Source organism: Acidovorax sp. GW821-FHT11A03, from assembly GCF_058809075.1.
The window spans coordinates 50,973-74,143 of record NZ_JBXASG010000007.1 but is presented as its reverse complement, the minus strand read 5'-3'; the positions used below and the strand labels follow the sequence as shown (position 1 = coordinate 74,143).

Here is a 23,171-nt window from a genome sequence, read left to right as displayed (position 1 = left end):
AAAAGGCCTTTGGCGCTTGCTCATCAAGCGCTGCTAGCTATCATTTTTGAATGGATGTGTTGCTTGCCGTGCCGGAGTTTTCTTCCATTTCGGCGGTGCGCTTGTCCACGGCTTCGCGCAGGGCCTTGCCGGGCTTGAAATGGGGTACGCGCTTTTCGGGGATGGCCACGGCCTCGCCGCTGCGCGGATTGCGGCCCATGCGGGGAGGGCGGTGGTTCACCGAGAAGCTGCCAAAGCCCCGGATCTCGATGCGGTGCCCACGCACCAGGGCCTCGCCCACGGCGTCCAGAATGGTCTTGACGGCGTATTCGGCATCGCGGTGTGTCAGCTGGCCGAAACGGGCGGCCAGTTCTTCGACGAGGTCTGAGCGGGTCATGGAATCTTGGGACATAGGCAGTCTTGGCTGAAAAAAGAGCGGGCGCCGAGGCGCCCGCTGTCTGACCGTTTAACGGGTCAGCGCTTTACTTTTCCGAGTTGTCCAGCTTGGCGCGCAGCAGGGCGCCCAGGCTGGTCGTGCCGGCGCTTTCGCGGCTCGATTGCTGGCTCAGGTTGGCCATGGCGCCTTGTTCGTCGGCCATGTCCTTCTGCTTGATCGACAGCTGGATGTTGCGGGTCTTGCGATCCACGTTGACCACCACAGCGGTGACTTCGTCGCCTTCCTTGAGCACGTTGCGGGCATCTTCCACGCGGTCGCGGGAGATTTCCGAAGCGCGCAAGTAGCCCACGATGTCTTCGCCGAGGTCGATTTCAGCGCCACGGGCGTCCACGGTCTTGACCTTGCCGGTCACCGTCTGGCCCTTGTCGTTCACGGTCACGAAGGTCGTGAATGGGTCGCCGTCGAGCTGCTTGATGCCCAGCGAGATGCGCTCGCGGTCCACGTCCACGGCCAGCACGATGGCTTCCACTTCCTGGCCCTTCTTGTAGTTGCGAACAGCGGCTTCGCCGGGTTCGTTCCACGAGAGGTCGGACAGGTGCACCAGACCGTCGATGCCGGCAGCCAGGCCCACGAACACGCCGAAGTCGGTGATCGACTTGATCGGACCCTTGACGCGGTCGCCGCGCTTGGTGTCCTGTGCGAATTCCTGCCATGGGTTGGCCTTGCACTGCTTCATGCCCAGGCTGATGCGGCGCTTGTCTTCGTCGATTTCCAGGACCATGACTTCGACTTCGTCGCCCAGCGAAACCAGCTTGGCGGGAGCGATGTTCTTGTTGGTCCAGTCCATTTCGGAGACGTGCACCAGGCCTTCGATGCCGGGTTCGAGTTCCACGAATGCGCCGTAGTCGGCGATGTTCGTGATCTTGCCGAACAGGCGCGTGCCTTGGGGGTAGCGGCGGTTCACGCCCATCCATGGGTCGTCGCCCATTTGCTTCAGACCCAGCGAGACACGGTTCTTCTCGGTGTCGAACTTCAGGATCTTGGCCGTGATTTCCTGGCCAGCCGTCACCACTTCCGATGGGTGACGCACGCGGCGCCATGCCATGTCGGTGATGTGCAGCAGGCCGTCGATGCCGCCCAGGTCCACGAACGCACCGTATTCGGTGATGTTCTTGACCACGCCTTGAACGATGGAGCCTTCCTTGAGGGTTTCCATCAGCTTGGCGCGCTCTTCGCCCATGGAGGCTTCCACCACGGCGCGGCGGCTCAGCACCACGTTGTTGCGCTTGCGGTCGAGCTTGATGACCTTGAATTCCATGGTCTTGTTTTCGTACGGCGTCAGATCCTTGATCGGACGCGTATCGATCAGCGAACCGGGCAGGAATGCGCGGATGCCGTTGACCAGGACAGTCAGGCCGCCCTTGACCTTGCCGGACGTGGTGCCGGTGACGAATTCGCCGGATTCCAGGGCCTTTTCCAGGCTCATCCAGGAAGCCAGACGCTTGGCGGTGTCGCGCGACAGGATGGTGTCGCCGTAGCCGTTTTCGATGGAGCCAATGGCCACCGACACGAAGTCACCCACTTGGACTTCGACTTCGCCCTTGTCGTTCTTGAACTCTTCCAGCGGCACGTAGGCTTCGGACTTGAGGCCGGCGTTGACCACGACGAAGTTGTGCTCGACGCGCACGACTTCAGCGGTGATCACTTCGCCTGGGCGCATTTCCGTACGCTGCAGGGATTCTTCAAAAAGGGCGGCAAAAGATTCGGACATGTGTTTCCTTGCCACAAACAGGATTCCAGCAGCACCATTGCTACTGTTTTTATAGCTGCTTGCGGTGGTTTTTTGCGGTAGAACCGCGGGTTAGGTTAACGATCCACACAGCCTGTGCGCTGGCGCGCGAGAGGGGCTGCGTGGGCCTGTTGCAAGGCCTTTCGGCTTTGCCTGAGGGACCCGGATTTTAGCCAGGGCCCCGCGCCGTCAGCCCTGCGCAGAGGCTGCGAAGGGCTGACGCTCCTGCCACCAGGCCAACACCTGCTCGACGGCTTCATCAATCGTCAAGTTGGAGTTGTCCAGGACCAGAGCGTCCTGCGCGGGCTTGAGGGGTGCGACGCTGCGGGAACTGTCCCGGGCGTCGCGTGCCTCCAGATCCGCGCGAAGGTCTTCGATATTAGCTGAAAAACCCTTTGAAATCAACTGTTTATAACGGCGCTCGGCGCGGCAGGCGGCGCTGGCCGTCAGATACACCTTGAGCGGGGCGTCCGGGAAGATCACCGTGCCCATGTCGCGGCCGTCCGCCACCAGGCCCGGCAGGCGCCGGAAGCTGTGCTGCAGGTCCACCAGGGCCGCGCGCACGGCGGGCAGGGCGGAGACGCGGGAGGCGTTCATGCCGGCCTCTTCGGTGCGGATGGCTTCGGTCACGTCGTCGCTGCCCAGCCACACCCGGCCGCCCTCGAAGCGCACGGGCAGCGTCTGGGCCATGGCGGCAATGCGGGGCTCGTCCTCCGGCTGGATGGCCAGGCCGGCACGCAGGGCGGCCAGGGCCGTGATGCGGTACATCGCCCCCGAGTCCAGGAAGCGGTAGCCCAGGCGCTGCGCGACGGCAGCGGCCACCGTGCCCTTGCCCGAGGCGGTGGGACCGTCGATGCAGATCACCGGGATGTGGTCCGTGGCTGCCTGCGTGACCGAGAACAGGGCTTCGAAATAGTCCGGGAAGGTCTTGGCCACGCACTTGGGGTCTTCGATGCGCACGGGCAGGCTTGCCGGGTTGAAGGCGGCCAGTGAAAAGCACATGGCCACGCGGTGATCGTCATAGGTGTGGATGCTGGCGGCCTTCCACGCCTGCACCTGCGCCGGCGGCGTGACGCGGATGAAGTCCGCACCTTCTTCCACTGTGGCGCCGAGCTTGCGCAGCTCGGTGGCCATCGCCGCGATGCGGTCGGTTTCCTTCACGCGCCAGCTGGCGATGTTGCGCAGGGTGGTGGTGCCTTCGGCATACAGCGCCATCACGGCCAGCGTCATGGCGGCATCGGGGATGTGGTTGCAGTCCAGGTCGATGGCCGTGAGCGGCCACGCGCCGCGCTGGATCTCCAGCCAGTTGGGGCCGCCCGTGACCACCGCGCCCATGGCGCGCGCGGCTTCCACGAAGCGGATGTCACCCTGGATGGAATCCAGCCCCACGCCCTGGATCTTGATACCTTTTAGGCCATTGGCGCTTGCTGCGATTGCGCCAAGTGCTATGAAATAGCTAGCGGAAGAGGCGTCGGCCTCTACGTGGATGCTGCCCGGCGACTGGTAGCGGCTGCCGGCGGGGATGGTGAAACGCTGCCAGTCCCGGTGTTCGACCACGATGCCGAACCGCGCCAGCAGCTGCAGCGTGATGGCGATGTAGGGCCTGGAGATCAGTTCGCCCATGACCTCGATCACGATGGCCTGCGCGCCGGCGGCCAGCGGCAGCGCCATGAGCAGGGCGGTGAGGAACTGGCTCGACACATCGCCGCGCACGCGGATGGGCGCCGCCAGCGCCAGGGCAGGCACGCCGTTCGCATGGGCGATGCGCAGCGGCGGGTAGCCGTCATTGCCCAGGTAGTCGATCTGACAGCCCAGTTGGCGCAGCGCGTCCACCAGGTCGCCGATGGGGCGTTCGTGCATGCGCGGGACGCCGGACAGCTCGAATTCGCCACCCAGCAGTGCCAGCGCAGCCGTCAGGGGCCGCATGGCGGTGCCGGCATTGCCCATGAAGAGCTTGGCGGGCGATTGGGGCGCCCGTCCGCCCAGGCCCGTGATGTGCACGGTGCTGCCGTTTTCGTCGACGGTGCAGCCGATCTGGCGCAGCGCGTCGAGCATCACGCGGGTGTCGTCGGATGCCAGCAGGTCGTGCACGGTGGTGGTGCCGTTGCTGAGCGCCGCCAGCAGCAGCACCCGGTTGGAGATGCTCTTGGAACCGGGCAGGTGGACTTCGCCCGCCGCGGTTTGCAGGGGAGGCAGGTCGAGGAATGCGGTGCTGTACATCGGTGTATCTTGTCGGTTAGGCCAATGGCCTGTGCACCGGCGTGTCCTAGGCCAGTGCCACCGTGGAACTGGCGTTGCCAGGCCACGGGTGGCGTCCCCCTTGGGGGAAGGCGCCGCAGGCGACTCAGGGGGGTTATTTTCTCTTCGCGCCCATGCGCCAGTGCGCGCGGGTCTCGCTGGCCAGCGTCAGCATGTCTTCCAGCGCCTGGGCGTCACCTTTTTCCATGGCCTGCTCGATGGTGTGCAGCGCCTGCTGGAAGAGCTTGGACTGGGCGATCAGCTCTTCCCGGTTGGACAGCAGGATGTCGCGCCAGACCTTCGGATCGCTGGCCGCGATGCGGGTGAAGTCCCGGAACCCCGGGCCCGCCAGCGACAGGAATTCGTCGCCGGTCGACTGGCCCGTGATGCTGTTCATCATCGCAAAGGCCAGCACATGGGGCAGGTGGCTGACCGCGGCAAAGGCCGCGTCATGCGACTCGGGCGACATGCTGGTCACGCGGCAACCCAGCGCGGTCCAGATGTCGTCGGCCCTTTGCAGCTGTACGGTGAGCGTGCGCTCGATGGGCGTGAGGATGACCTGGCGGCCACTGTAGAGGTCGGCCTCGGCGTGTTCCACGCCCGACACTTCGCGCCCCGTGATCGGGTGCGCCGGCACGAACGAGCCCACCTGGTCGCGCAGGGCGCGGCGTGCGGCCTGGACCACATCGGCCTTGGTCGAGCCCACGTCCATGATCAGCATCTGGGGCGTGACGAGGTGTTTGATGGCCTTGAGCGTGGCCTCGGTGGCGGCCACGGGCACGGCCAGCAGCACGATGTCGGCGCCGGCCACCGCGAGCAGCGCCGAGGGCGCCTCCACATCGATCACGCCCAGCTGGCGTGCGCGGTCGGTGGTGGAGGGCGACTTGCTGTAGCCCACCACGCGCTTGACGAGGCCGGCCTTCTTCATGGCCAGGGCGAACGAGCCGCCCATGAGTCCGCAGCCGATCAGTCCCAATTGTTCGAACATGGCGGTGGCTCCTCAGGACGACACGGGGTAAGTGCCCAGGACCTTGTAGAACGCGCACAGGCTGCGCAGTTCTTCCAGGGCCCGTGCCACATGGGGCTGGGCGGGATGGCCGTCGAGGTCGATGTAGAAGTAGTACTCCCACTGGCCGGTGCGGGCAGGGCGGGACTCGAAGCGCGTCATGGACACGCCATGGGTCTTGAGCGGCACCAGCAGGTCGTGCACCGCGCCGGGCTGGTTGGGCACCGAGACCACCAGGCTGGTGCAGTCCTTGCCCGAGGGCGGTGGCGTCTGCAGGGTGTGCGGCAGGCAGATGATGGCAAAGCGCGTGCGGTTGTAGGCGTCGTCCTGGATGGCGTGGGCCACGATGTGCAGCCCGAACTGCTGGGCCGCGCGTTCGCTCGACAGGCCGGCCCAGGCCGGGTTGGTGGTGGCCAGTCGGGCGCCCTCGGCATTGCTCGACACGGGGCGGCGCTCGGCATGGGGCAGGTGCTTGGTCAGCCAGGCCTGGCATTGGGCCAGCGCCTGCGGATGCGCCAGCACCACCTCGATGCCATCGAGCGAGTTCGTGGTGCGCAGCAGGTTGTGGCGCACCAGCAGGCTCACTTCGCCCACCACATGGGTGGGGGTGTGCAGGAACAGGTCGAGCGAGCGGGTCACCACGCCTTCGGTGGAGTTCTCCACGCCCACCACGCCGTACTGGGCGCTGCCGGCGGCCGTGGCGTGGAACACCTCGTCGAAGTTGGCGCAGTACATCAGGTCGGCCGCGCCGCCGAAGAATTCAATGGCCGCCTGCTCGCAGAACGTGCCTTCGGGGCCCAGCACGGCCACGCGCTGGGGCGATTCGAGCGCCAGGCATGCGGACATGATCTCGCGCCAGATGGCGGCCACGTGCGGCCCCTTGAGCGGGCCGGGGTTGGCGGTCTGGATCTTCTCGATGACCTGGGCCACGCGGTCGGGGCGGAAGAAGGGTGTGCCTTCGCGTTTCTTGACTTCCCCCACCTGCTCGGCCACCAGCGCCCGCTGGTTCAGCAGCGTGAGCAGTTGCTGGTCGATGGAGTCGATCTGCACGCGCAGGCTGGCGAGGTCGGGTGAGGCTTGCGGAGTGTTCATGAATGGGGATGTCTGTGCGGGGCTGCTCGTCAACCGGTGTGCCACCGGCGTTCAGAAGGTGCAAAGGAATCCGGTGTGTCCGAGGGCGCTTTCGTGGGGCGTACGGGCATGCCGGGTTCGTTTTGCGCCTTCTCAGGCGTGTTTTTGTTCAAATTCTCGCATGTAGTCCACCAGCGCCTGCACGCCGGCCAATGGCATGGCGTTGTAGACGCTGGCGCGCATGCCGCCCACGGACTTGTGGCCCTTGAGTTGCAGCAGGCCGCGCTCCTTGGCCCCGGCCAGGAAGGCGTCGTTGCGGCTTTCGTCGCGCAGGAAGAACGGGATGTTCATGCGCGAGCGGCAGTTGGCGGCGACCTTGTTCACATACAACTGCGAGCTGTCGATGGCGCTGTAGAGCAGGTCGGCCTTGGCGATGTTGCGCTGCTCCATGGCGGCCACGCCGGTCAGGCTGCCTTCGGTCTGGCGCTTGAGCCACTGGAAGGTCAGGCCTGCGATGTAGATGCCCCAGGTCGGTGGCGTGTTGTACATCGACTGGTTGTCGGCCACGGTCTTGTAGTCGAAGGCGCTCGGGCAGGCGGGCAGGGCGTGGCCGAGCAGGTCTTCGCGCACCACGACCAGCGTGAGGCCGGCGGGTCCCAGGTTCTTCTGCGCGCCGCCGAATGCCAGGCCGACGCGCGACCAGTCCACCGGGCGCGAGGCAACGTGCGACGAGAAATCGATGACCAGCGGGGCATCGCTGCCCAGTGCCTTGAGGTCGGGCAACTGGTGGAATTCGATGCCATTGATGGTTTCGTTGCTGCAGAGGTGCAGGTAGCTGGCCCCCCGGCTGACCGTCCAGGTCGAAGGGTCAGGCAGGGTGGTGAACCCGGTGTCTTCGGCATTGGCGACGAGGTTGACTTCACTGGCGTACTTGCGCGCCTCCTTTTGCGACTTCTGGCTCCAGCTGCCAGTCACCACGAAATCGACCACGCCGGCGCGCGAGAGATTGAGCGGGACGATGGCGTTCTCGGCGAGGCCGCCGCCCTGCATGAACAGGATCTTGAAGTTCGCCGGCACGGCCAGCAGCCCGCGCAGGTCGGCTTCCGCCTGTTCGTAGATGGACAGGAACTCCTTGCCGCGATGGCTCATCTCCATCACGCCCATGCCGCTGCCGTGCCAGTCCAGCATTTCGGCGGCGGCCTGCTCCAGGACTTCGGTGGGTATGGCGGCCGGGCCGGCCGAGAAGTTGTAGGGGCGCATCATGTTTCTTGGTCAAAAAGGCTGCCAGCGCTTATGGGGTAAGCGCTGGCAGCTTCACTTTCAATAGCATTCCTGGAGGGGGCCCGCAGGCCCCGCATCCACCGGGAGGTCAGGCGTCGGGTGTTTCCGGGGTGTCGGGGGGCGTGGGGGCTGCGCTGTCCGGATTGCCTTCGCCGTCGGCCTCGGCATCTGCGACGTTGGCATCGTTTTCGACAATGCGCTGCAGGCCGCTGAGCTTGGACCCTTCGTCCAGAGCGATCAGCGTCACACCCTGCGTGGCGCGGCCCAGTTCCCGGATCTCGGAGACGCGGGTGCGCACCAGCACGCCCTTGTCGGTGATCAGCATGATCTCGTCGTCGGCATGCACCAGCGTGGCGGCCACGACCTTGCCGTTGCGCTCGCTCTGCTGGATGGCGATCATCCCCTTGGTGCCCCGGCCGTGGCGCGTGTATTCGGTGATGCTGGTGCGCTTGCCGTAGCCGTTTTCGGTGGCGGTGAGCACGCTTTGCGTTTCGTCTTCGGCCACCAGCATGGCGATCACGCTCTGGCCGTCTTCCAGCATCATGCCGCGCACGCCGCGGGCCTGGCGGCCCAGCGGGCGCACGTCGTTCTCGTCGAAGCGCACGGCCTTGCCGCCGTCGCTGAACAGCATCACGTCGTGCTGGCCGTCGGTAAGGGCGGCGCCGATCAGGTAGTCGCCGTCGTCCAGGTTCACGGCGATGATGCCGCCCTTGCGCGGGTTGCTGAATTCATCCAGCGCCGTTTTCTTCACGGTGCCCATGCTGGTGCCCATGAAGACATAGCGGTCCGCCGGGAAGGTGCGCATGTCGCCCGTGAGCGGCAGCACGACGTTGATCTTCTCTCCGTCCTGCAGGGGGAACATGTTGACGATGGGGCGGCCGCGCGAGCCGCGCGAGCCTGCCGGCACTTCCCAGACCTTGAGCCAGTACAGGCGGCCGCGGTTGGAGAAGCACAGGATGTAGTCGTGCGTGTTGGCGATGAAGAGCTGGTCGATCCAGTCGTCTTCCTTGGTCGCCGTGGCCTGCTTGCCGCGCCCGCCACGCTTCTGGGCGCGGTATTCGGACAGGGGCTGGCTCTTGATGTAGCCGGTGTGGCTGAGCGTGACCACCATGTCGGTGGGGGTGATCAGGTCCTCGGTGGAGAGGTCCTGCGCGCTGTATTCGACGATGCTGCGGCGTGCGCCCAGCTTGTGCTGGCCGAATTCCTGCTTGATGGAGGTGAGTTCGTCGCCGATGATGACCGATACGCGCTCGGGCTTGGCCAGGATGTCCAGCAGGTCTTCGATGACCGCCATGACTTCCTTGTACTCGGCCACGATCTTGTCCTGCTCCAGGCCGGTGAGGCGCTGCAGGCGCATCTGCAGGATTTCCTGGGCCTGCGTTTCCGACAGGCGGTACAGGCCGTCCTGGCCCATGCCGAATTCCTTCTCCAGGCCGTCCGGGCGGTAGTCGTCGGCGTTGATCACGCCGCCATCGGCGCGCGTGCGGGTGAGCATCTCGCGCACCAGCTTGCTGTCCCAGGGGCGGGCCATCAGCTCGGCCTTGGCCACGGGCGGCGTGGGCGCGTTGCGGATGATGGCGATGAAGTCGTCGATGTTGGCCAGGGCCACGGCCAGGCCTTCGAGCACGTGGCCGCGGTCGCGCGCCTTGCGCAGCTCGAACACCGTGCGGCGGGTGACCACCTCGCGGCGGTGCTGCAGAAAGACGCTGATCAGGTCGCGCAGGTTGCACAGGCGGGGCTGGCCGTCGATCAGCGCCACCATGTTCATGCCGAAGGTGTCCTGCAGCTGCGTCTGCTTGTACAGGTTGTTGAGCACCACCTCGGGCACTTCGCCGCGCTTGAGCTCGATCACCAGGCGCATGCCCGACTTGTCGGATTCGTCCTGGATGTGGCTGATGCCCTCGATCTTCTTCTCGTGCACCAGCTCGGCCATGCGTTCCTGCAGCGTCTTCTTGTTGACCTGGTAGGGCAGCTCGTCCACGATGATCGCCTGGCGCTGCCCGCGATCGATGTCTTCGAAGTGGCATTTGGCGCGCATGATCACGCGCCCGCGCCCTGTGCGGTAGCCGTCCTTCACGCCATTGATGCCGTAGATGATGCCGGCGGTGGGGAAGTCGGGCGCCGGAATGATCTCCATCAACTCGTCGATGGACACGTCCGGGTTGCGCAGCATGTGCAGGCAGGCATCCACCACCTCGTTGAGGTTGTGGGGCGGAATATTCGTGGCCATGCCCACGGCAATACCGGCCGAGCCATTGACCAGCAGATTGGGGAGTTTGCTGGGCAATACCAGCGGCTCCTTTTCGCTGCCGTCGTAATTGGGCCCGAAATCGACGGTTTCCTTGTCGATGTCGCCCAGCATTTCATGGGCGATCTTGGCCAGCCGGATTTCGGTATACCGCATTGCCGCAGCGTTATCGCCGTCCACGGACCCGAAATTGCCCTGGCCATCCACCAGCATGTGGCGCAGCGAAAAATCCTGCGCCATCCGCACGATGGTGTCGTAAACGGCGGAATCACCATGCGGGTGGTATTTGCCGATCACGTCTCCCACGATACGGGCCGACTTTTTATAAGGCCGGTTCCAGTCGTTGTTGAGCTCGTGCATCGCAAAAAGTACGCGGCGGTGTACAGGCTTCAGCCCATCGCGCGCATCGGGCAGGGCCCGGCCCACGATCACGCTCATCGCGTAATCGAGGTAACTGCGCCGCATCTCTTCTTCGAGGCTGATCGGCAGGGTTTCTTTGGCAAACTGGGTCATTGGGGACGGCGGTGGCGGCGAAGGAGAACCATTTTAGAGGTAAGACCGTGTAGCGACCACGCAACATATCGAAGCAATTCCGGTTTTGTCCTACGGGCCCTGGGTAGCCTCCACCGCTTTTGCCCTGTTACGTATGGCACAATCGTTTGAACGCTTCGGGTGGTGGTCACCCCAAGCGTCCTGATTCGCAGCGCGGCTGCGGCTTTTTCCCCAAGAGGAGAACCATGAAGAAACTGAACAAAGTGGCGATGTTGTTTGCCTCTGCAGCGCTCGCAACCGCCGCTGGCGCACAAACCGTTGACAACTGGAGAGATGCTTCTGGCCAACTGGTCTGGAAGAACGGCACCAACGAATACTGCTGGCGCAATGCCAACTGGACGCCTGCCACTGCTGCTCCTGGCTGCGATGGCGCGATCGTCGCCCCCGCTCCAGCTGCCGCTGCTGCTCCAGCCGCCGCCCCAGCACCCGCTGCCGCTCCAGCTCCCGCACCAGCTCCAGCACCTGCTGTCGCTACCAAGGTGACCTATGCCGCTGACGCATTCTTCGACTTCGACAAGTCGGTGCTGAAGCCAGAAGGCAAGGCCAAGCTGGATGATCTGGTTTCCAAGGTCAAGGACATCAACCTGGAAGTGATCATTGCCGTGGGTCACACCGACTCCGTGGGCTCTGATGCATACAACCAGAAGCTGTCGGTTCGCCGTTCCGAAGCCGTGAAGGCTTATCTGGTGTCCAAGGGCATCGAAAAGAACCGCGTCTACACCGAAGGCAAGGGCGAAAAGCAACCCGTCGCCGACAACAAGACCGCCGAAGGCCGTGCGAAGAACCGTCGCGTGGAAATCGAAGTGGTCGGTACCCGCGCTTCCAAGTAATCCTCGGATTGCTTCACAAAAAAGCCCCGGCAACGGGGCTTTTTTGCGTCTGGGGGTTTTATCCTCCATTTTCCTTCCTTTATGGACAATCTCTGGCATGAGTGAAACCGTCAATGCAGATCCGGCCGAACTGGCCAAGTTTTCCGAATTGGCCCATCGCTGGTGGGACCCTGAAAGTGAATTCCGTCCCTTGCACCAGATCAATCCCTTGCGGCTTGACTGGATCCTGGGGCAGTGCGACCTGTCGGGCAAGCGCGTTCTGGATGTCGGCTGTGGCGGCGGCATCCTGGCCGACTCCATGGCCCGCAAGGGCGCAGAGGTGACGGGCATCGATCTGGCCTCCAAGGCCCTGCGCGTGGCGCAATTGCATGCGCTGGAAGCTCAGACCACCAATATCCAGTACCGGGAAATCAGCGTGGAAGCCTTGGCCAAGGAGCAACCTGCCAGCTTCGATGTCGTCACATGCATGGAAATGCTCGAGCACGTACCTGATCCAGGATCGGTGGTGAGGGCATGCTCAGAGCTCGTGAAACCGGGAGGCTGGGTGTTTTTCTCCACCATCCACCGCAATGCCAAGGCTTTCATGCTGGCCATCGTAGGGGCTGAATATGTGCTGAACATGCTGCCACGGGGAACGCATGAGTACGCCAAGATGATTCGACCCAGCGAACTGGCCGCAAGTTGCCGAGGCGCGGGCCTGCATGTACAAAATACCCGGGGCCTGGAATACAACCCCCTCACGCGGCGCTATTGGCTGAGTGCGGACACCAGCGTGAACTATCTTGTGGCCACGCGGCGCACTGCCTGAGGGCACACCCATGTTTCACAATATTCGTGCGGTGTTGTTTGATTTGGACGGAACGCTGATCGACAGTGCCCCGGACTTGGGCGCCGCTGCCGACAAGATGCGCACGGACCGCGGATTGCCGTCGCTGCCGCTGGAGCGCTACCGCCCCATGGCGGGTGCCGGCGCGCGCGGCATGCTGGGCGAAGCCTTCGGTATGGCCCCCGACCATCCTGATTTCATGACCATGCGCGAGGAGTTCTTTGTGAACTATGAGTCGCGCATGACGGAGCGCACCAGCATCTTTGACGGCGTTCCAGAACTCGTATCCCAGATACTGCAACGCAACATGGCATGGGGCGTGGTTACCAACAAGGCAGCCCGCTTCACGGACCCGCTGACCCGCTCCATTCCCCTGTTCGTCACTGCGCGGGCGGTCGTCAGCGGGGACACCACTCCCCATGCGAAGCCGCATCCTGCTCCTTTGCTTGAGGCGGCAGCGCGCCTGAAAGTGGAGCCCGGGCAGTGCATCTATGTTGGCGATGACGAGCGCGACATCGTGGCAGGCTTGGCCGCAGGAATGGGGACCGTGGCCGCAACCTATGGCTACCTGGGTGCAAAAACCAATCCGATGGAGTGGGGCGCCCATGCCGCAATTAAATCTCCCTTCGAGCTCTTGCAATTGCTGGGGAACGCCTAAAATAGAAGCTCTGGGGCTGTCCTGGTTTCGACGTGGGTTCGGAATCGGTGTGGTGCATGTCGAGCTTGAGTCACGCTCGTAAATCTCGATTTAAAAAACTAACTGCAAACGACGAACGTTTCGCACTCGCTGCTTAATTGCCAGTGAGCCTTGCAACAGTTGGCCGATGGGCTGGGCAAGGGGGTTCTGAGCAATCAGCGCCTCCCGGCTGCAAGGATAATTACATGGGCTGGTCCTGATCCGGGTACCTTGGATTGGGGCGAGAAAATAGGGTGCTGGCGGCCTGTGTAGCGTGCGACTGCGCGACGCAGGCAGCGAGATTCAAATCAGACCGCTAAACATGTAGATCTGCCCGATGAAGGCTTGCGGACGCGGGTTCAATTCCCGCCAGCTCCACCATTACGACGTCCAAGGGCGTTCACCAACATCCGGTGAACGCCCTTTTTCTTTGGTAAATCAATGGGTTACGGTGCGGAGACGTCCGGAGGAGTCTCCTGGCAGCCAGGCTGAGGCGGGGGAACAGACGGGGGAACAAAATCCGAAAAGGGTAGACTGGCGGCGTTTGTTCCCCCGTTTCAGAGGGGAAATCCGAGCTAAACCGCTGGAGGTGTTCCCCCATGTTGACCGACGCACAGTGCCGCAACGCCGTCTGTTCCCCCTCATCGAAGCGGGAGCGTTTGTCGGACTCGGGAGGCTTGTACCTGGAAGTCGCTCCCGGGGGATCGAGGCGCTGGTTCTGGAAGTATCGGCATGAGGGCAAGGAAGGGCGCATGGCTCTGGGCAGCTATCCCTCGGTCAGCCTGACGGCAGCTCGCAAGGCTCGTGATGCCGCCAGGCTGCAGAAATCGACAGGGATAAATCCTGTGCATGCCAGAAAGGTGGAAAGGCTGAAGGCTTCTGCCAGTGCAGGGGATACCTTCAAAGCTGTCGCTCTGGAGTGGTACGACAAACAGAAGCCTCTATGGAGTGATTCTCACGCTGAGCGCTCGCTGCGCCAGTTCGAACGTGATCTCTTTCCGTGGCTAGGGGGGCGTCGCCTAGCTGAGATTGAGCCGGTGGAACTGCTGGCAACCCTGCGCAAGGTGGAAGAGCGCGGGGCTGTAGAGACGGCCGATCGTGGATTGATGTTGGCTCGCCAAGTCTGGCGTTATGGCGTCGCGACAGGCAGGGTAGGGCGGGACATCACGGGAGACCTCAAAGGCGCGTTGTCTCCGTATCGTGGCAAGCATTTTGCCGCGATCACCGAGCCGGGCAAGCTGGCTGAGCTGTTGCGGGCCATCCAAGTCTACAAGGGTGGGCCTATTGTGCGGGCTGCATTGCATTTGGCGCCCTTGCTGTTCCAAAGACCCGGTGAATTGCGCGGTGCGGCTTGGGCCGAAGTGGACCTGGATGCTGCCCTCTGGACGATTCCGGCTGCACGGATGAAGCGGGGCAAAGACGGGAAGGAAAATGGGGATCCACATCTGGTGCCTCTTTCAACCCAGGCTGTGAAAGTGTTGCGGGAGCTGTATCCGTTGACGGGCCACAGCGCCTTGGTGTTTCCCGGGGAGCGCAACCACAGTCGGCCTATTTCAGAGAACTCAGTGCGAACCGCGCTCATCACGATGGGCTATACGCCGGAGATCCAAACATGGCATGGATTTCGCGCCACGGCGCGAACAATGCTGGCGGAGCGATTGGATGCCGACCCGCTGGTGATTGAGGCGCAACTGGCTCACGCCGTGAAGGACGCCAATGGGCGCGCTTACAACAGGACCCAGTATCTGGCTCATCGAACGAAGATGATGCAACGGTGGGCAGACTATCTGGACAGGCTGAGAGAAGGCAAAGCAGCAGCAGGCAAGATGACTTCCAAAACTCTTGGCAATGCAAATACCTGATCTGCCGTTTTGCTGGGCTTGGTCACTGCGGTGGTTTGCCATGAATCGATGGCAGTTTCTCTCCAACTGATGTTGAGACCCTGTCGGCAAAGCGTGTGAGCTTGGCGGTGTGAACGGCCGTTCTGCAGCGGTTGCAGTCATCCAGCGATCTTTGGCGAATGCGTACCATCGGCCAGATGCTGACGCCAGCGAAGGTCAGGTTCTTAGTAGGCACCCTGTATGCATGCTGCCAATCTGTATAGAGCGTTCAGCTCACTTACGCTACCTCTCTGTCCGTTTCATAGGAGTCGACTCGAGCGCGTCCTGCGGCAGTGAGCGAGTACATGGTTTGGTCACCGTCGCCAGTAGAGCGCACCAGTCCGCACTGGATGCAAAGTAGCAGGGTGTGTCGCAGCTTGTCTGTTGAAAAGTTCGGCTCAAAGGGCGCTGCATGTGGACCACACATCTCGAGTCCGCTTTCGCCAGTCGTGAACGCGAATCGCAGCTTGCCGTTCGGCCCCTCCGACCGACCTGTCACCACCTCGAAGTACCTGGCGAATGTCCAATCGACAACGAGATGAGCGATCCACTTACTGACGGGGTCGGATCGCAGTCGTTGTTGGCTTCTTGCCATCGATAGCAGGGAGCCGCGTTCCGCGGATAGTTCGTTCAATAGGTCACGATGCTTATCAGACCGTGTCAGATTCAGTGTTTCCATCGCCACGAAGGTTAGTGCCGTGACGGCTTCGGCGACAGCACGGCAGCCACCTTCGGTCCACTGGAGAGAGTTGGCGCTGCCTACGACCCTGAGGTATTCCAACACGTCAGCCGGCGTGCCCGGAACGCGCGAAGCTGCTTCGTAGAACGTTCCTTTGTTGCCTTGAAAGCCTCTGAGATACGTCTCCAGGTCTGCAGACAAAGTGATGCCGTGCTTGTCATATTCCTTCTCCGCGGAATCGCACATCGCCTTTACGCACTCGTCGATGCCCGCTCCCGTGAGTTGATTCCTCTCGATCCACATCAGCACAGCTCCGAAAAGCGTTTCGGCAGCTAGTCTTTGCAGCTGATGCAGCTGTAGGATCGCCCAGACCGATTGCATTTCCTCGAGTCCAGGCTTGATCACTAGTGCCCCAGACGGGGAAATGCCTCGCGCCATGGTTCCGCGAATCTCGCTTTCCGTTGCGCTATTGGAGCGGGACGCAGCAACCGACGCCAGCGTGAGGTGAATTCCTGACCATCTGTTCTTGGCTTGGGCGCCAGCGAGGCTCGCCTGCTTTCTTGGAAAGAAGGCAGCTAGGAAGGCGTCCTTCTCAGCCTTTCGAGGAGATTGAAGGTCCAACGCGCCTCGTATCCGCTCAATTTGACTCCGACGGGCCTCCAGGACGTTCACGTCGCGGAGCCAGCCCAGTTGCGCATCCGTCGGAAGACTCTCCTCAAACGCTGCGGCCAGAGCCTCTCCTGCCGGCGTGCAGAGCCTTTCTCGATTTAGAAACCCAAGCCCATTGGTGATGCTCGGTCCGTAGGCAGCATTCGCCAAGAGGTTCGCGGAACTGTCCCAGTTCTCGAACCGGAGCGGGACGAGCTCGTTGGTCGCTGGGAAGTCACGACTTGCACCGGCAACCTGAAGGCCGCTCACTTGGCCTTCGTTGGCCCACAGAAAGATGATCTGCATCTTCTCCAGTGCGCGGCTCTGTCGCTCGTTCGCTTCGGCTTCCGATACAGGCGGATCGCTCTTTAACGACGCGCCGACCGTGCGAGCCATCCAGCAAAGCGAGGAGTACACGCGTAGGTGACGGACCACGTTGTTGTAGCCGGGGTAGATTGTGTTGTAGAGCCGCTCCGTGCCAGCTGCAAAGCCGAGGGGATCCCCAAGGCGCTTGTCGAGTTCGACCAAGTCTGGATATCCAGCGGTACCAAATTCAGTCATTTCAAAAGCTCGCCGAGTGATTTTCTGAAGATAACCGCATCGTCCGGATAAAGAATGACATGCGTGTTCAATGAGCTCGGATTGCCGGGATGCCGCAGCACGCGACGAAACCGGAGTTGCTCCCGTTCATCGTCATTGAGATTCTGACCACAGATTGGGCAGCCACCCTCGCGCACGCCACGGTTGGAGATGACTTCCACTGCCTTCGATAACTTCGAATTTCTGCTGATGGCTGACAGCAAGGGAAATGTGGGGTGAGCCTTCTTTGGCGTGGCATCGACTCTGATCGCGTCGGCGACCTCGGCCAGTAGCTCGACATCGAGCCTGACCGAGCTTGCCAATTGCGGTGCGCACAGACCGACGAGCGCTCGAACCTCGGGCTCGAGTCTTGAAAACATCTCATCGGATAGTCCGGTCTCCGCCAGCCGCAAAACTTCCTCGGGCGGCAGTTGGCGCCCGGCCATTCTGTCCAGGAGGGTGCGAAGGGTTGCGAGCTTCGCAAACCTCGCTGCGGCGCCCGGAAGCGCGGGACAGTACGCAGCCAGGCAGCACAGGCACGTAACGACTGGGAGGAGGGACTCGCGCGCATCCTCGTCCCACGGGTATCGAGAGAGTGCCTCCAACCAGAGAACAGGCGATCGCTGGTAGTCCCAGTCAGCGAAGGGAGGCGGGCCGCCTGCGGTACTCCAAACCAGCCAGCGGTGCTGCAGCTTTTCCAGTTCGTGAGCCGATGCTACGAGCGCAAGCGTCTCGGGACCGTCCATTTCGGAGCGCTGCTCATTGAATGCACGCTGAATTTCGAAAGAGGCGCGAGAAACCATATCTGCAAGCCCGGCGACGTGCGAGCGCTCTGTAGGCGGTCTTTTCTTCTTCGCCTTCTTCTCTTCTGCCTCGCTCGATGATTCACTGTCGTCGGTCCCGCCGATGACGATCTTCTTGCGCGTCCCATCGTCCCCTTTGGAGCCCTCGTCAGAGTCGTCCTCTATCGTCTTCGGGAACAGGAGGCGGAATACCGCCGAGAATAGATCTGTTCTTCCTCCGCCCTTGGCAGGCTGGTGATCGCGATTTCCCGAGCGCAACCATGCGTCATAGGAAAACGGCTTGTCGATCTCTGGCGCTTCGGGCTTGTTCGCGCCTCCTGGCGAAGTGTGGACGGCTGGCTTGCGTGCAGATTTCGCTTGGCTCGCTTGCCACAGTAGGCCTTCGATGTAGCTGAAATCCTGAAGCGTCGCGACTCCTTGCATGGCACGTTCGAGCGGCTTGCTGCGGCGCACGCCCCGTGCCATCGCATAAAGCGCTCGCTCATCGTTGACCCAAGCTTCTGCGGTCAGGTCGTCCGCCCTGATTTCCAGCGTGAGCGCGAGATGGTCCATCGGCACCGCCTCAGAAAGCTGGATTCGGAAGATGCCCTCAGCTGATACGGCGACGGCTCCATACGCTCGCAGCATCTCCGCTTCCATCAGGTTCCAACTGATGTTCGCCGGCAAATTGGAGGCGCCAGAACTGGACAACGCGCCAGTCACCCATATACCGTCCTCAAGACTTGCCTCCAGGAACAGGAGGTCCCCTTCCATATCGGGCATGTCGGCGGCCTCAAATGATTCAGGGTCGGCGGCTTTCCATTTAAACGGTGAAGTGGCTCCCCAACGGGCGATCGCCACCTCGACGTTCCTTGTGCTCTCCAGGCTGCGAGCGGTCGCGTTGACCGAGCCCGTCATCACAAGAGTCTGTTCCGCTCCCTGAAGCTCGAACACTTTTGCATGAAGGCGGCCTTCAGTCCCACGGGACTGTTCGGGCTTGGGGACGACAAAGCCACACCGACCATGCAACGGGGCGTACCATGCCTTTTCAAAGCGCGCAGTACCGTCATGCCCGATAAGAATCTTCTCAGCACAAACTTCTTTGGCGAGTCGTCGTACCGGGCCGCCACCATCGCTATGGAACGGGGACAGTACGGTGAGCTGTTTGGCGACCGACTCTCTTTCGCGAAATTGTTTGGTGAGTTGCGAGGACACAGGCTCGACCATAGAGTGGAGCAGTCGGGTACCGGAAATATTCGTGAGGACACCTGGCTTGATGATTGAGGAAATCCGCGATGCCGTCTTATTCAGGATTGTGGACGCGCGCTTTGAGGAGGCCTCAGTCTTCGTAGCAAGGATCGTGAGGAAGGACGCGAGCTCGTTGAGCACGCCGGGCGCTTCGGAGCACCGCGTGATATCCCATGATTCAAGCTGTTGGCAGAGGCCTGATACGGTGAGATTGCCACTGCCGACGCAGAGATACTGATCGTCGTCGGTCTCCAGAAAGACAATCTTGGGGTGAAAGAACCCGCCACCCGGCGCTTGAACCGATGCGAGGGCATAGCGAATGCCGGCGTCTCTCGAGAACGCACCAGTTGTCGATCCCGTAAGTTGCCGTGCATCCACGAGCACTGACACTTCGCATCCATCTCCTCTGCTCACGGCGGGGAGCACTGCGGCGTCGAAAAACGGAAGGTTGAAGGTGAAGGTAGTGAAGAGAGCCCTCTTGGGACGAACGTCCTTGAGTAGTGCAATGAGGTGTCTGGGCATAGTCCTCTTGGGGATTCAAAGAATGGTCATCGCTCGCGCGCCACCGTCAAGAGACGCAAGGACATGCCGCTCCGCTTGGCCTGTAAAAGAACGTCTATTGAGAATTCTGACACTGGTACGCAATGCTGCTGGAAGCCTTCGACGCCTCGGCGACTTTATCCGACCGACTGCTTTGGGGCGACGAGTTTCCGGCAGCGAATGCCGCTGATGGGTCGTAAGCTGCTGTTTGCGCGGCAAGACTGAAGGCCCGCTCCCAGCCTCAAACAGACCGCGTTGAAGGTTAGCTCCGCGGTCATGCCATCCTCAGCAAACTCCCTTAGTTTCACAAACAGTCCACGCACACCTTGGTTTTCAGAACATGGTCGTCGCGTGGACTGAGTAGTGCGCTACTCCGCCCTTTCATCAATCTCGCGGATCAACGCCCTTGCCTCATCTCCCTCGGGAATTGGCCGCCCACTATCTCTCCACTCGATTGCCGACTTGAATCCCTGCTCTTGCGCATGGCGGCGGAACCATAATCCCTCCGGGTTGTGCCGGGTGATCCCATCGAACACCGTGGCCATCATCTGGGTCTGCTCGATGCCCGTGTTCAGCATGACCTGGTTCACCACCATCTTGTGCATCGCCAAATGCGAGCGCGGCACGCCTGCAATCCGGTTGACCAATTTCGCAACAGTTTCCTCAAGCTCTGATGCGGGTACGGCCATGGTGGCAAGCCCCCATTCCGCAGCCTTCTTGCCATCGATGAGATCCCCGGTGAACATCATCTGTTTGGCCCGCATGGGCCCCAGGCGAAAGGTCCACATCGCCGTGGTGGGGCAGCCCCAAACGCGTGTTGGCATGTAGCCGATGCGGGCGTCTTCCGCCATCACCAGCAGATCGCAGCACAGGGCAATGTCGCTTCCTCCTGCAGCCGCTGCGCCATGGACCTTGGCAATGGTGGGCTTGGCGCTTTTCCAGAGCGTCATGAAATCCTCTGTGTTTCGCTTCATATAGGCGTAGTCCACCATGGGATCCCAGGGGTACTTCTCCTGCTGACAAGGGTGTTCGATGTGCTGCTCCGCGTATCCCGCGAGGTCGTAGCCTCCACAAAAGCCTTTGCCGGCCCCCTCGACCACGATCACATGGACCTCGTCGTCGGCATTGGCCCATTCCACAGCCGCCCGGATCTCCCGTGGCATCTCGTCGCTGATGGCATTGAGCCGTTCAGGCCGGTTAAGAAGCAGGCGAGCGATGCGTGCGTTCTGTGGGTCTTTCTCGATTCGCAGAGTGCTGAAAGTGGGCATGGGTCTGTCCTTGATTAAGGGAAAACGTTGATCGATTGAAAACAGTCAGTGTTGACTGTAAGGCGTGATCCGCATACAGTCAACACTGACTGTTTAATTGATCGCACTTATGCAATCCATCATCAAATCCAAAACCTCAAAAGGCGATGCCACACCAGAGCGGTCCACACGTGACCGCATCCTGGATGCCGCTGTCCAGTCACTGATCGAGCAGGGAGCCGCCCGCACCACTACCCTTGAGGTGCAAAAGAAAGCCGGGGTGAGCCGTGGAGCCTTGCTCCATCACTTCCCTACCCATGCGGAGCTGTTGTCCGCCACGGTGGATGATCTGGTTCGTCGCAACGAGCAAAGCGTGTTCGAGTTGCAAGAAAAGCTCCACAACGCCCCCGACGCTGTGGAACGCGCCATCCGGTCCCTGGCACTGATGATGGGCCAGCCACCGTTCATGGCGGAACTGGAGTTGTGGGCGTTGGCCCGCACCGATGAAGGCCTGAGGGAGGCCCTGGTGAAGGTCGAGCGAGATGCACGCAAAGAAAGCGAGCGCGTTTTGCGCGCGCTGTTTGCCCCAGTCGCTGACCGGCCTGGTCACGACGCCGTGATTGCGATGACCACTGACTTTCTGCGTGGATTCGTTCTGTCTGGCGTTTTGCGCAGGAACCCTGTACGCCGTCAGCAAATGATCTCCAACTGGGTGCGGGCCACCCAGATTCTCCTTGAACACTGGAAGTAAAAACAATGCCGAGACTGCCTGACCCCTCCGTTTCCTCCTGGCCGGCCGACACATCCCGGCCAGTCCTCAACCTGACTGCCGGTGATGCGCTGCGCCAGGCGGCGTTACGCCACCCTGATCGCTACGCACTGGTCGAGGTGGTGCCAGAGGGCCTCCCATCGCTGACCGGGGCGGATCGCACAGACAGGCGATGGACCTATGCTGAACTGCTCGCAGATTCCGAGCGATGCGCTCACTGGCTGCTTGGTCGCTTTGAACCTGGAGACCACATTTGCGTATGGGCCCCCAACGTACCAGAGTGGGTCATCCTGCAATACGGTGCTGCCTTGGCAGGGCTGGTTCTGGTCACCGCGAATCCCGCCCTGCGGGCCGAGGAGTTGCGCTATGTGCTCAAGCAGTCACGATCGGTGGCGCTGATCCATGTGGACGCTTTCCGCGGCACGGACATGGCAGCCGTTGCGGCGCAGGTGGCCGGAGAAGTGAAAGAGGTGTTCAGCCTCAGCCGCTGGGGTGAGGTTCGCGGTGGGCATCAAACCGGTGAGCTTCCCAAAGTGGATCCGCGGGCTCCCGCGCAACTGCAGTACACGTCCGGTACGACTGGGCAGCCCAAAGGCGCACTATTGCACCACATGGGGCTGCTGACGAATGCCAGCTATGTCACCGCACGGTTAGAACTGGGCGATGGCGTGCTGATCAGCCCCATGCCCTTGTTCCACACGGCGGGTTCGGTAATGAGCGTGCTGGGCAGCATGGTCAGTGGCGCCACACTGGTCTTGCCGCAGTTCTTCGATACCGAGGCGGTGCTGGCGGCCATCGAGCGCGAAAAGGCCACCGTCCTGTACGGCGTGCCCACCATGCTCATTGCTCTGCTGGAGCATCCCAAACGGGATCAATACGATCTGTCGAGCTTGCGCTTTGCGAATTCCGGTGGTGCTCCAGTACCTCCAGAATTGCTGCGGCGTGTGCGGGCGGGTCTTGGCTGCGATCTGCTGTCGGTCTATGGACAGACCGAGGCCAGCCCCATCATTTGCCAGACCGCCCCGCAGGATGCCCCCGACGACAAGGCTCAAACAGCTGGGCGCCCCCTTTGGAACGTTGAGGTGAGGATCGCAGACCCAGTAAGCAGCTCTGCTGTGCCGGTTGGCGTAGGTGGCGAAGTCCAAGCCAAGGGTTACCAGACGATGCTCGGCTACTACAACATGCCTGAGGCCACAGCCCAGGCATTCACCCAGGACGGTTGGTTGCGTACCGGGGATCTCGGGGTGATGGATGAACGGGGATACGTGCGCATCACTGGGCGACTCAAGGACATGATCATTCGTGGTGGCGAGAACATCTATCCTGTAGAGGTGGAGGCCCGGCTTCTGGAACACCCCGAAGTGGTTGACGCGGCGGTGTTCGGGTTGGCCGATTCGCATTGGGGCGAGGTGGTCTGTGCCGCATTGCGGTTCCGCACTCCGGAGAACGTACCTACCGCGACGGAGCTGCGCGACTTTTGCAGACAAACGCTCGCACCACAGAAGGCACCTTCGCGCTATTTTGCAAGTACGGCGTTTCCGCTTACTGGGTCTGGGAAAGTGCAGAAGTTCCGGCTGATCCAGGAGGCGCGTGAAGGGGCGATAGCGCCTCTTCAGTAGAGATTCAGGTCGGGAAGGGCGCCCTGGAGAAGAACGGCGAGGGGGTGGCCTGTTTGCAGCGGTAGGAGTCCGTCGTTGCGGCTGGCCGAACTAACGCTAACCGCTACAAAGCGGCCGATGGACTTTCCGACCCCGAGACGCACGAGGGTCAGCTTCACAAGGTTTAGCGGCCAAAGAACTTATGCACGGCAGTCAGCGCCGCACCGCTGACTGCTTCTGAGCAGCGCTAACTCGCGCTTTCGACCCATCGGCGACCTTCGCTTCCCCAAAATTGATCGCTGAAATGC

The 23,171-nt window shown here is 61.9% G+C and carries 16 protein-coding genes and 1 other RNA gene; 7 read left to right on the top strand and 10 right to left on the bottom strand.

Features of this window, described 5'->3' with window-relative positions; all coding sequences use genetic code 11:
* Positions 1–40 precede the first annotated feature (40 nt).
* The 7 genes from AC1RVY_RS18165 to gyrA all read right to left on the bottom strand — a co-directional run bounded on the left by AC1RVY_RS18165 (position 41) and on the right by gyrA (position 10,522).
* Complete coding sequence (locus tag AC1RVY_RS18165; protein WP_255590831.1) at positions 41–376, bottom strand: integration host factor subunit beta; 336 nt, start codon at positions 374–376, stop codon at positions 41–43.
* A gap of 85 nt (positions 377–461) precedes the next feature.
* A complete protein-coding gene (gene rpsA, locus AC1RVY_RS18160; protein WP_370627717.1) occupies positions 462–2,162 on the bottom strand; it encodes a 30S ribosomal protein S1 in 1,701 nt (566 codons plus the stop codon).
* Positions 2,163–2,354: 192 nt separating this feature from the next.
* Positions 2,355–4,385 carry a bifunctional 3-phosphoshikimate 1-carboxyvinyltransferase/cytidylate kinase gene (locus AC1RVY_RS18155; protein ID WP_492807585.1) on the bottom strand — a complete coding sequence of 677 codons (2,031 nt, stop codon included), beginning with the start codon at positions 4,383–4,385 and terminating at the stop codon, positions 2,355–2,357.
* A 133-nt stretch (positions 4,386–4,518) separates the two neighbouring features.
* Positions 4,519–5,391, bottom strand: coding sequence for a prephenate dehydrogenase (locus tag AC1RVY_RS18150; RefSeq protein ID WP_218297482.1), 873 nt, complete (start codon positions 5,389–5,391; stop codon positions 4,519–4,521).
* A gap of 12 nt (positions 5,392–5,403) precedes the next feature.
* Positions 5,404–6,501, bottom strand: a complete 1,098-nt coding sequence (gene pheA, locus AC1RVY_RS18145) for a prephenate dehydratase (protein ID WP_218297481.1) — start codon at positions 6,499–6,501, stop codon at positions 5,404–5,406.
* Between the two features lie 132 nt (positions 6,502–6,633).
* Positions 6,634–7,743, bottom strand: coding sequence for a 3-phosphoserine/phosphohydroxythreonine transaminase (gene serC / locus AC1RVY_RS18140; protein ID WP_218338748.1), 1,110 nt, complete (start codon positions 7,741–7,743; stop codon positions 6,634–6,636).
* A gap of 106 nt (positions 7,744–7,849) precedes the next feature.
* Positions 7,850–10,522 (bottom strand): DNA gyrase subunit A, encoded by a 2,673-nt coding sequence (gyrA, locus tag AC1RVY_RS18135; protein ID WP_492807582.1) that lies wholly within the window; start codon positions 10,520–10,522, stop codon positions 7,850–7,852.
* Positions 10,523–10,746: 224 nt separating this feature from the next.
* On the opposite strand from gyrA, the gene ompA reads away from it, so the two are divergent.
* The 5 genes from ompA (at position 10,747) to AC1RVY_RS18110 (ending at position 14,755) form a co-directional block, all read left to right on the top strand.
* Positions 10,747–11,391 carry an outer membrane protein OmpA gene (ompA, locus tag AC1RVY_RS18130; protein ID WP_218297478.1) on the top strand — a complete coding sequence of 215 codons (645 nt, stop codon included), beginning with the start codon at positions 10,747–10,749 and terminating at the stop codon, positions 11,389–11,391.
* Between the two features lie 97 nt (positions 11,392–11,488).
* The gene (gene ubiG / locus AC1RVY_RS18125; RefSeq protein ID WP_492807580.1) at positions 11,489–12,199 is read left to right on the top strand and encodes a bifunctional 2-polyprenyl-6-hydroxyphenol methylase/3-demethylubiquinol 3-O-methyltransferase UbiG; all 711 of its coding nucleotides are present in this window, start codon (positions 11,489–11,491) and stop codon (positions 12,197–12,199) included.
* A 10-nt stretch (positions 12,200–12,209) separates the two neighbouring features.
* Positions 12,210–12,875: an HAD family hydrolase gene (locus AC1RVY_RS18120; RefSeq protein WP_369643984.1), complete on the top strand. Its 666-nt coding sequence runs from the start codon at positions 12,210–12,212 to the stop codon at positions 12,873–12,875.
* Between the two features lie 12 nt (positions 12,876–12,887).
* Positions 12,888–13,274: a transfer-messenger RNA gene (gene ssrA, locus AC1RVY_RS18115) on the top strand.
* A gap of 218 nt (positions 13,275–13,492) precedes the next feature.
* Positions 13,493–14,755, top strand: a complete 1,263-nt coding sequence (locus AC1RVY_RS18110; RefSeq protein ID WP_492807578.1) for a tyrosine-type recombinase/integrase — start codon at positions 13,493–13,495, stop codon at positions 14,753–14,755.
* 256 nt (positions 14,756–15,011) lie between these two features.
* Here the strand turns inward: AC1RVY_RS18110 and AC1RVY_RS18105 are convergent, their stop codons facing one another.
* The 3 genes from AC1RVY_RS18105 to AC1RVY_RS18095 form a co-directional block, all read right to left on the bottom strand.
* Positions 15,012–16,628 (bottom strand): hypothetical protein, encoded by a 1,617-nt coding sequence (locus tag AC1RVY_RS18105; RefSeq protein ID WP_492807576.1) that lies wholly within the window; start codon positions 16,626–16,628, stop codon positions 15,012–15,014.
* Positions 16,629–16,657: 29 nt separating this feature from the next.
* Positions 16,658–19,231, bottom strand: a complete 2,574-nt coding sequence (locus AC1RVY_RS18100; protein WP_492807574.1) for a phospholipase D-like domain-containing protein — start codon at positions 19,229–19,231, stop codon at positions 16,658–16,660.
* 386 nt (positions 19,232–19,617) lie between these two features.
* Entirely contained in the window at positions 19,618–20,517 is a 900-nt protein-coding gene (locus tag AC1RVY_RS18095; RefSeq protein WP_492807572.1) for a crotonase/enoyl-CoA hydratase family protein, read from the bottom strand.
* A gap of 109 nt (positions 20,518–20,626) precedes the next feature.
* Here AC1RVY_RS18095 and AC1RVY_RS18090 point away from each other — a divergent pair, with 109 nt between their 5' ends.
* Both AC1RVY_RS18090 and AC1RVY_RS18085 read left to right on the top strand, forming a co-directional pair.
* Positions 20,627–21,247, top strand: coding sequence for a TetR/AcrR family transcriptional regulator (locus AC1RVY_RS18090; RefSeq protein WP_492807571.1), 621 nt, complete (start codon positions 20,627–20,629; stop codon positions 21,245–21,247).
* 5 nt (positions 21,248–21,252) lie between these two features.
* On the top strand, positions 21,253–22,884 hold the full coding sequence (locus AC1RVY_RS18085; RefSeq protein ID WP_492807570.1) for an AMP-binding protein: 1,632 nt from the start codon (positions 21,253–21,255) through the stop codon (positions 22,882–22,884).
* Positions 22,885–23,171: the final 287 nt, after the last annotated feature.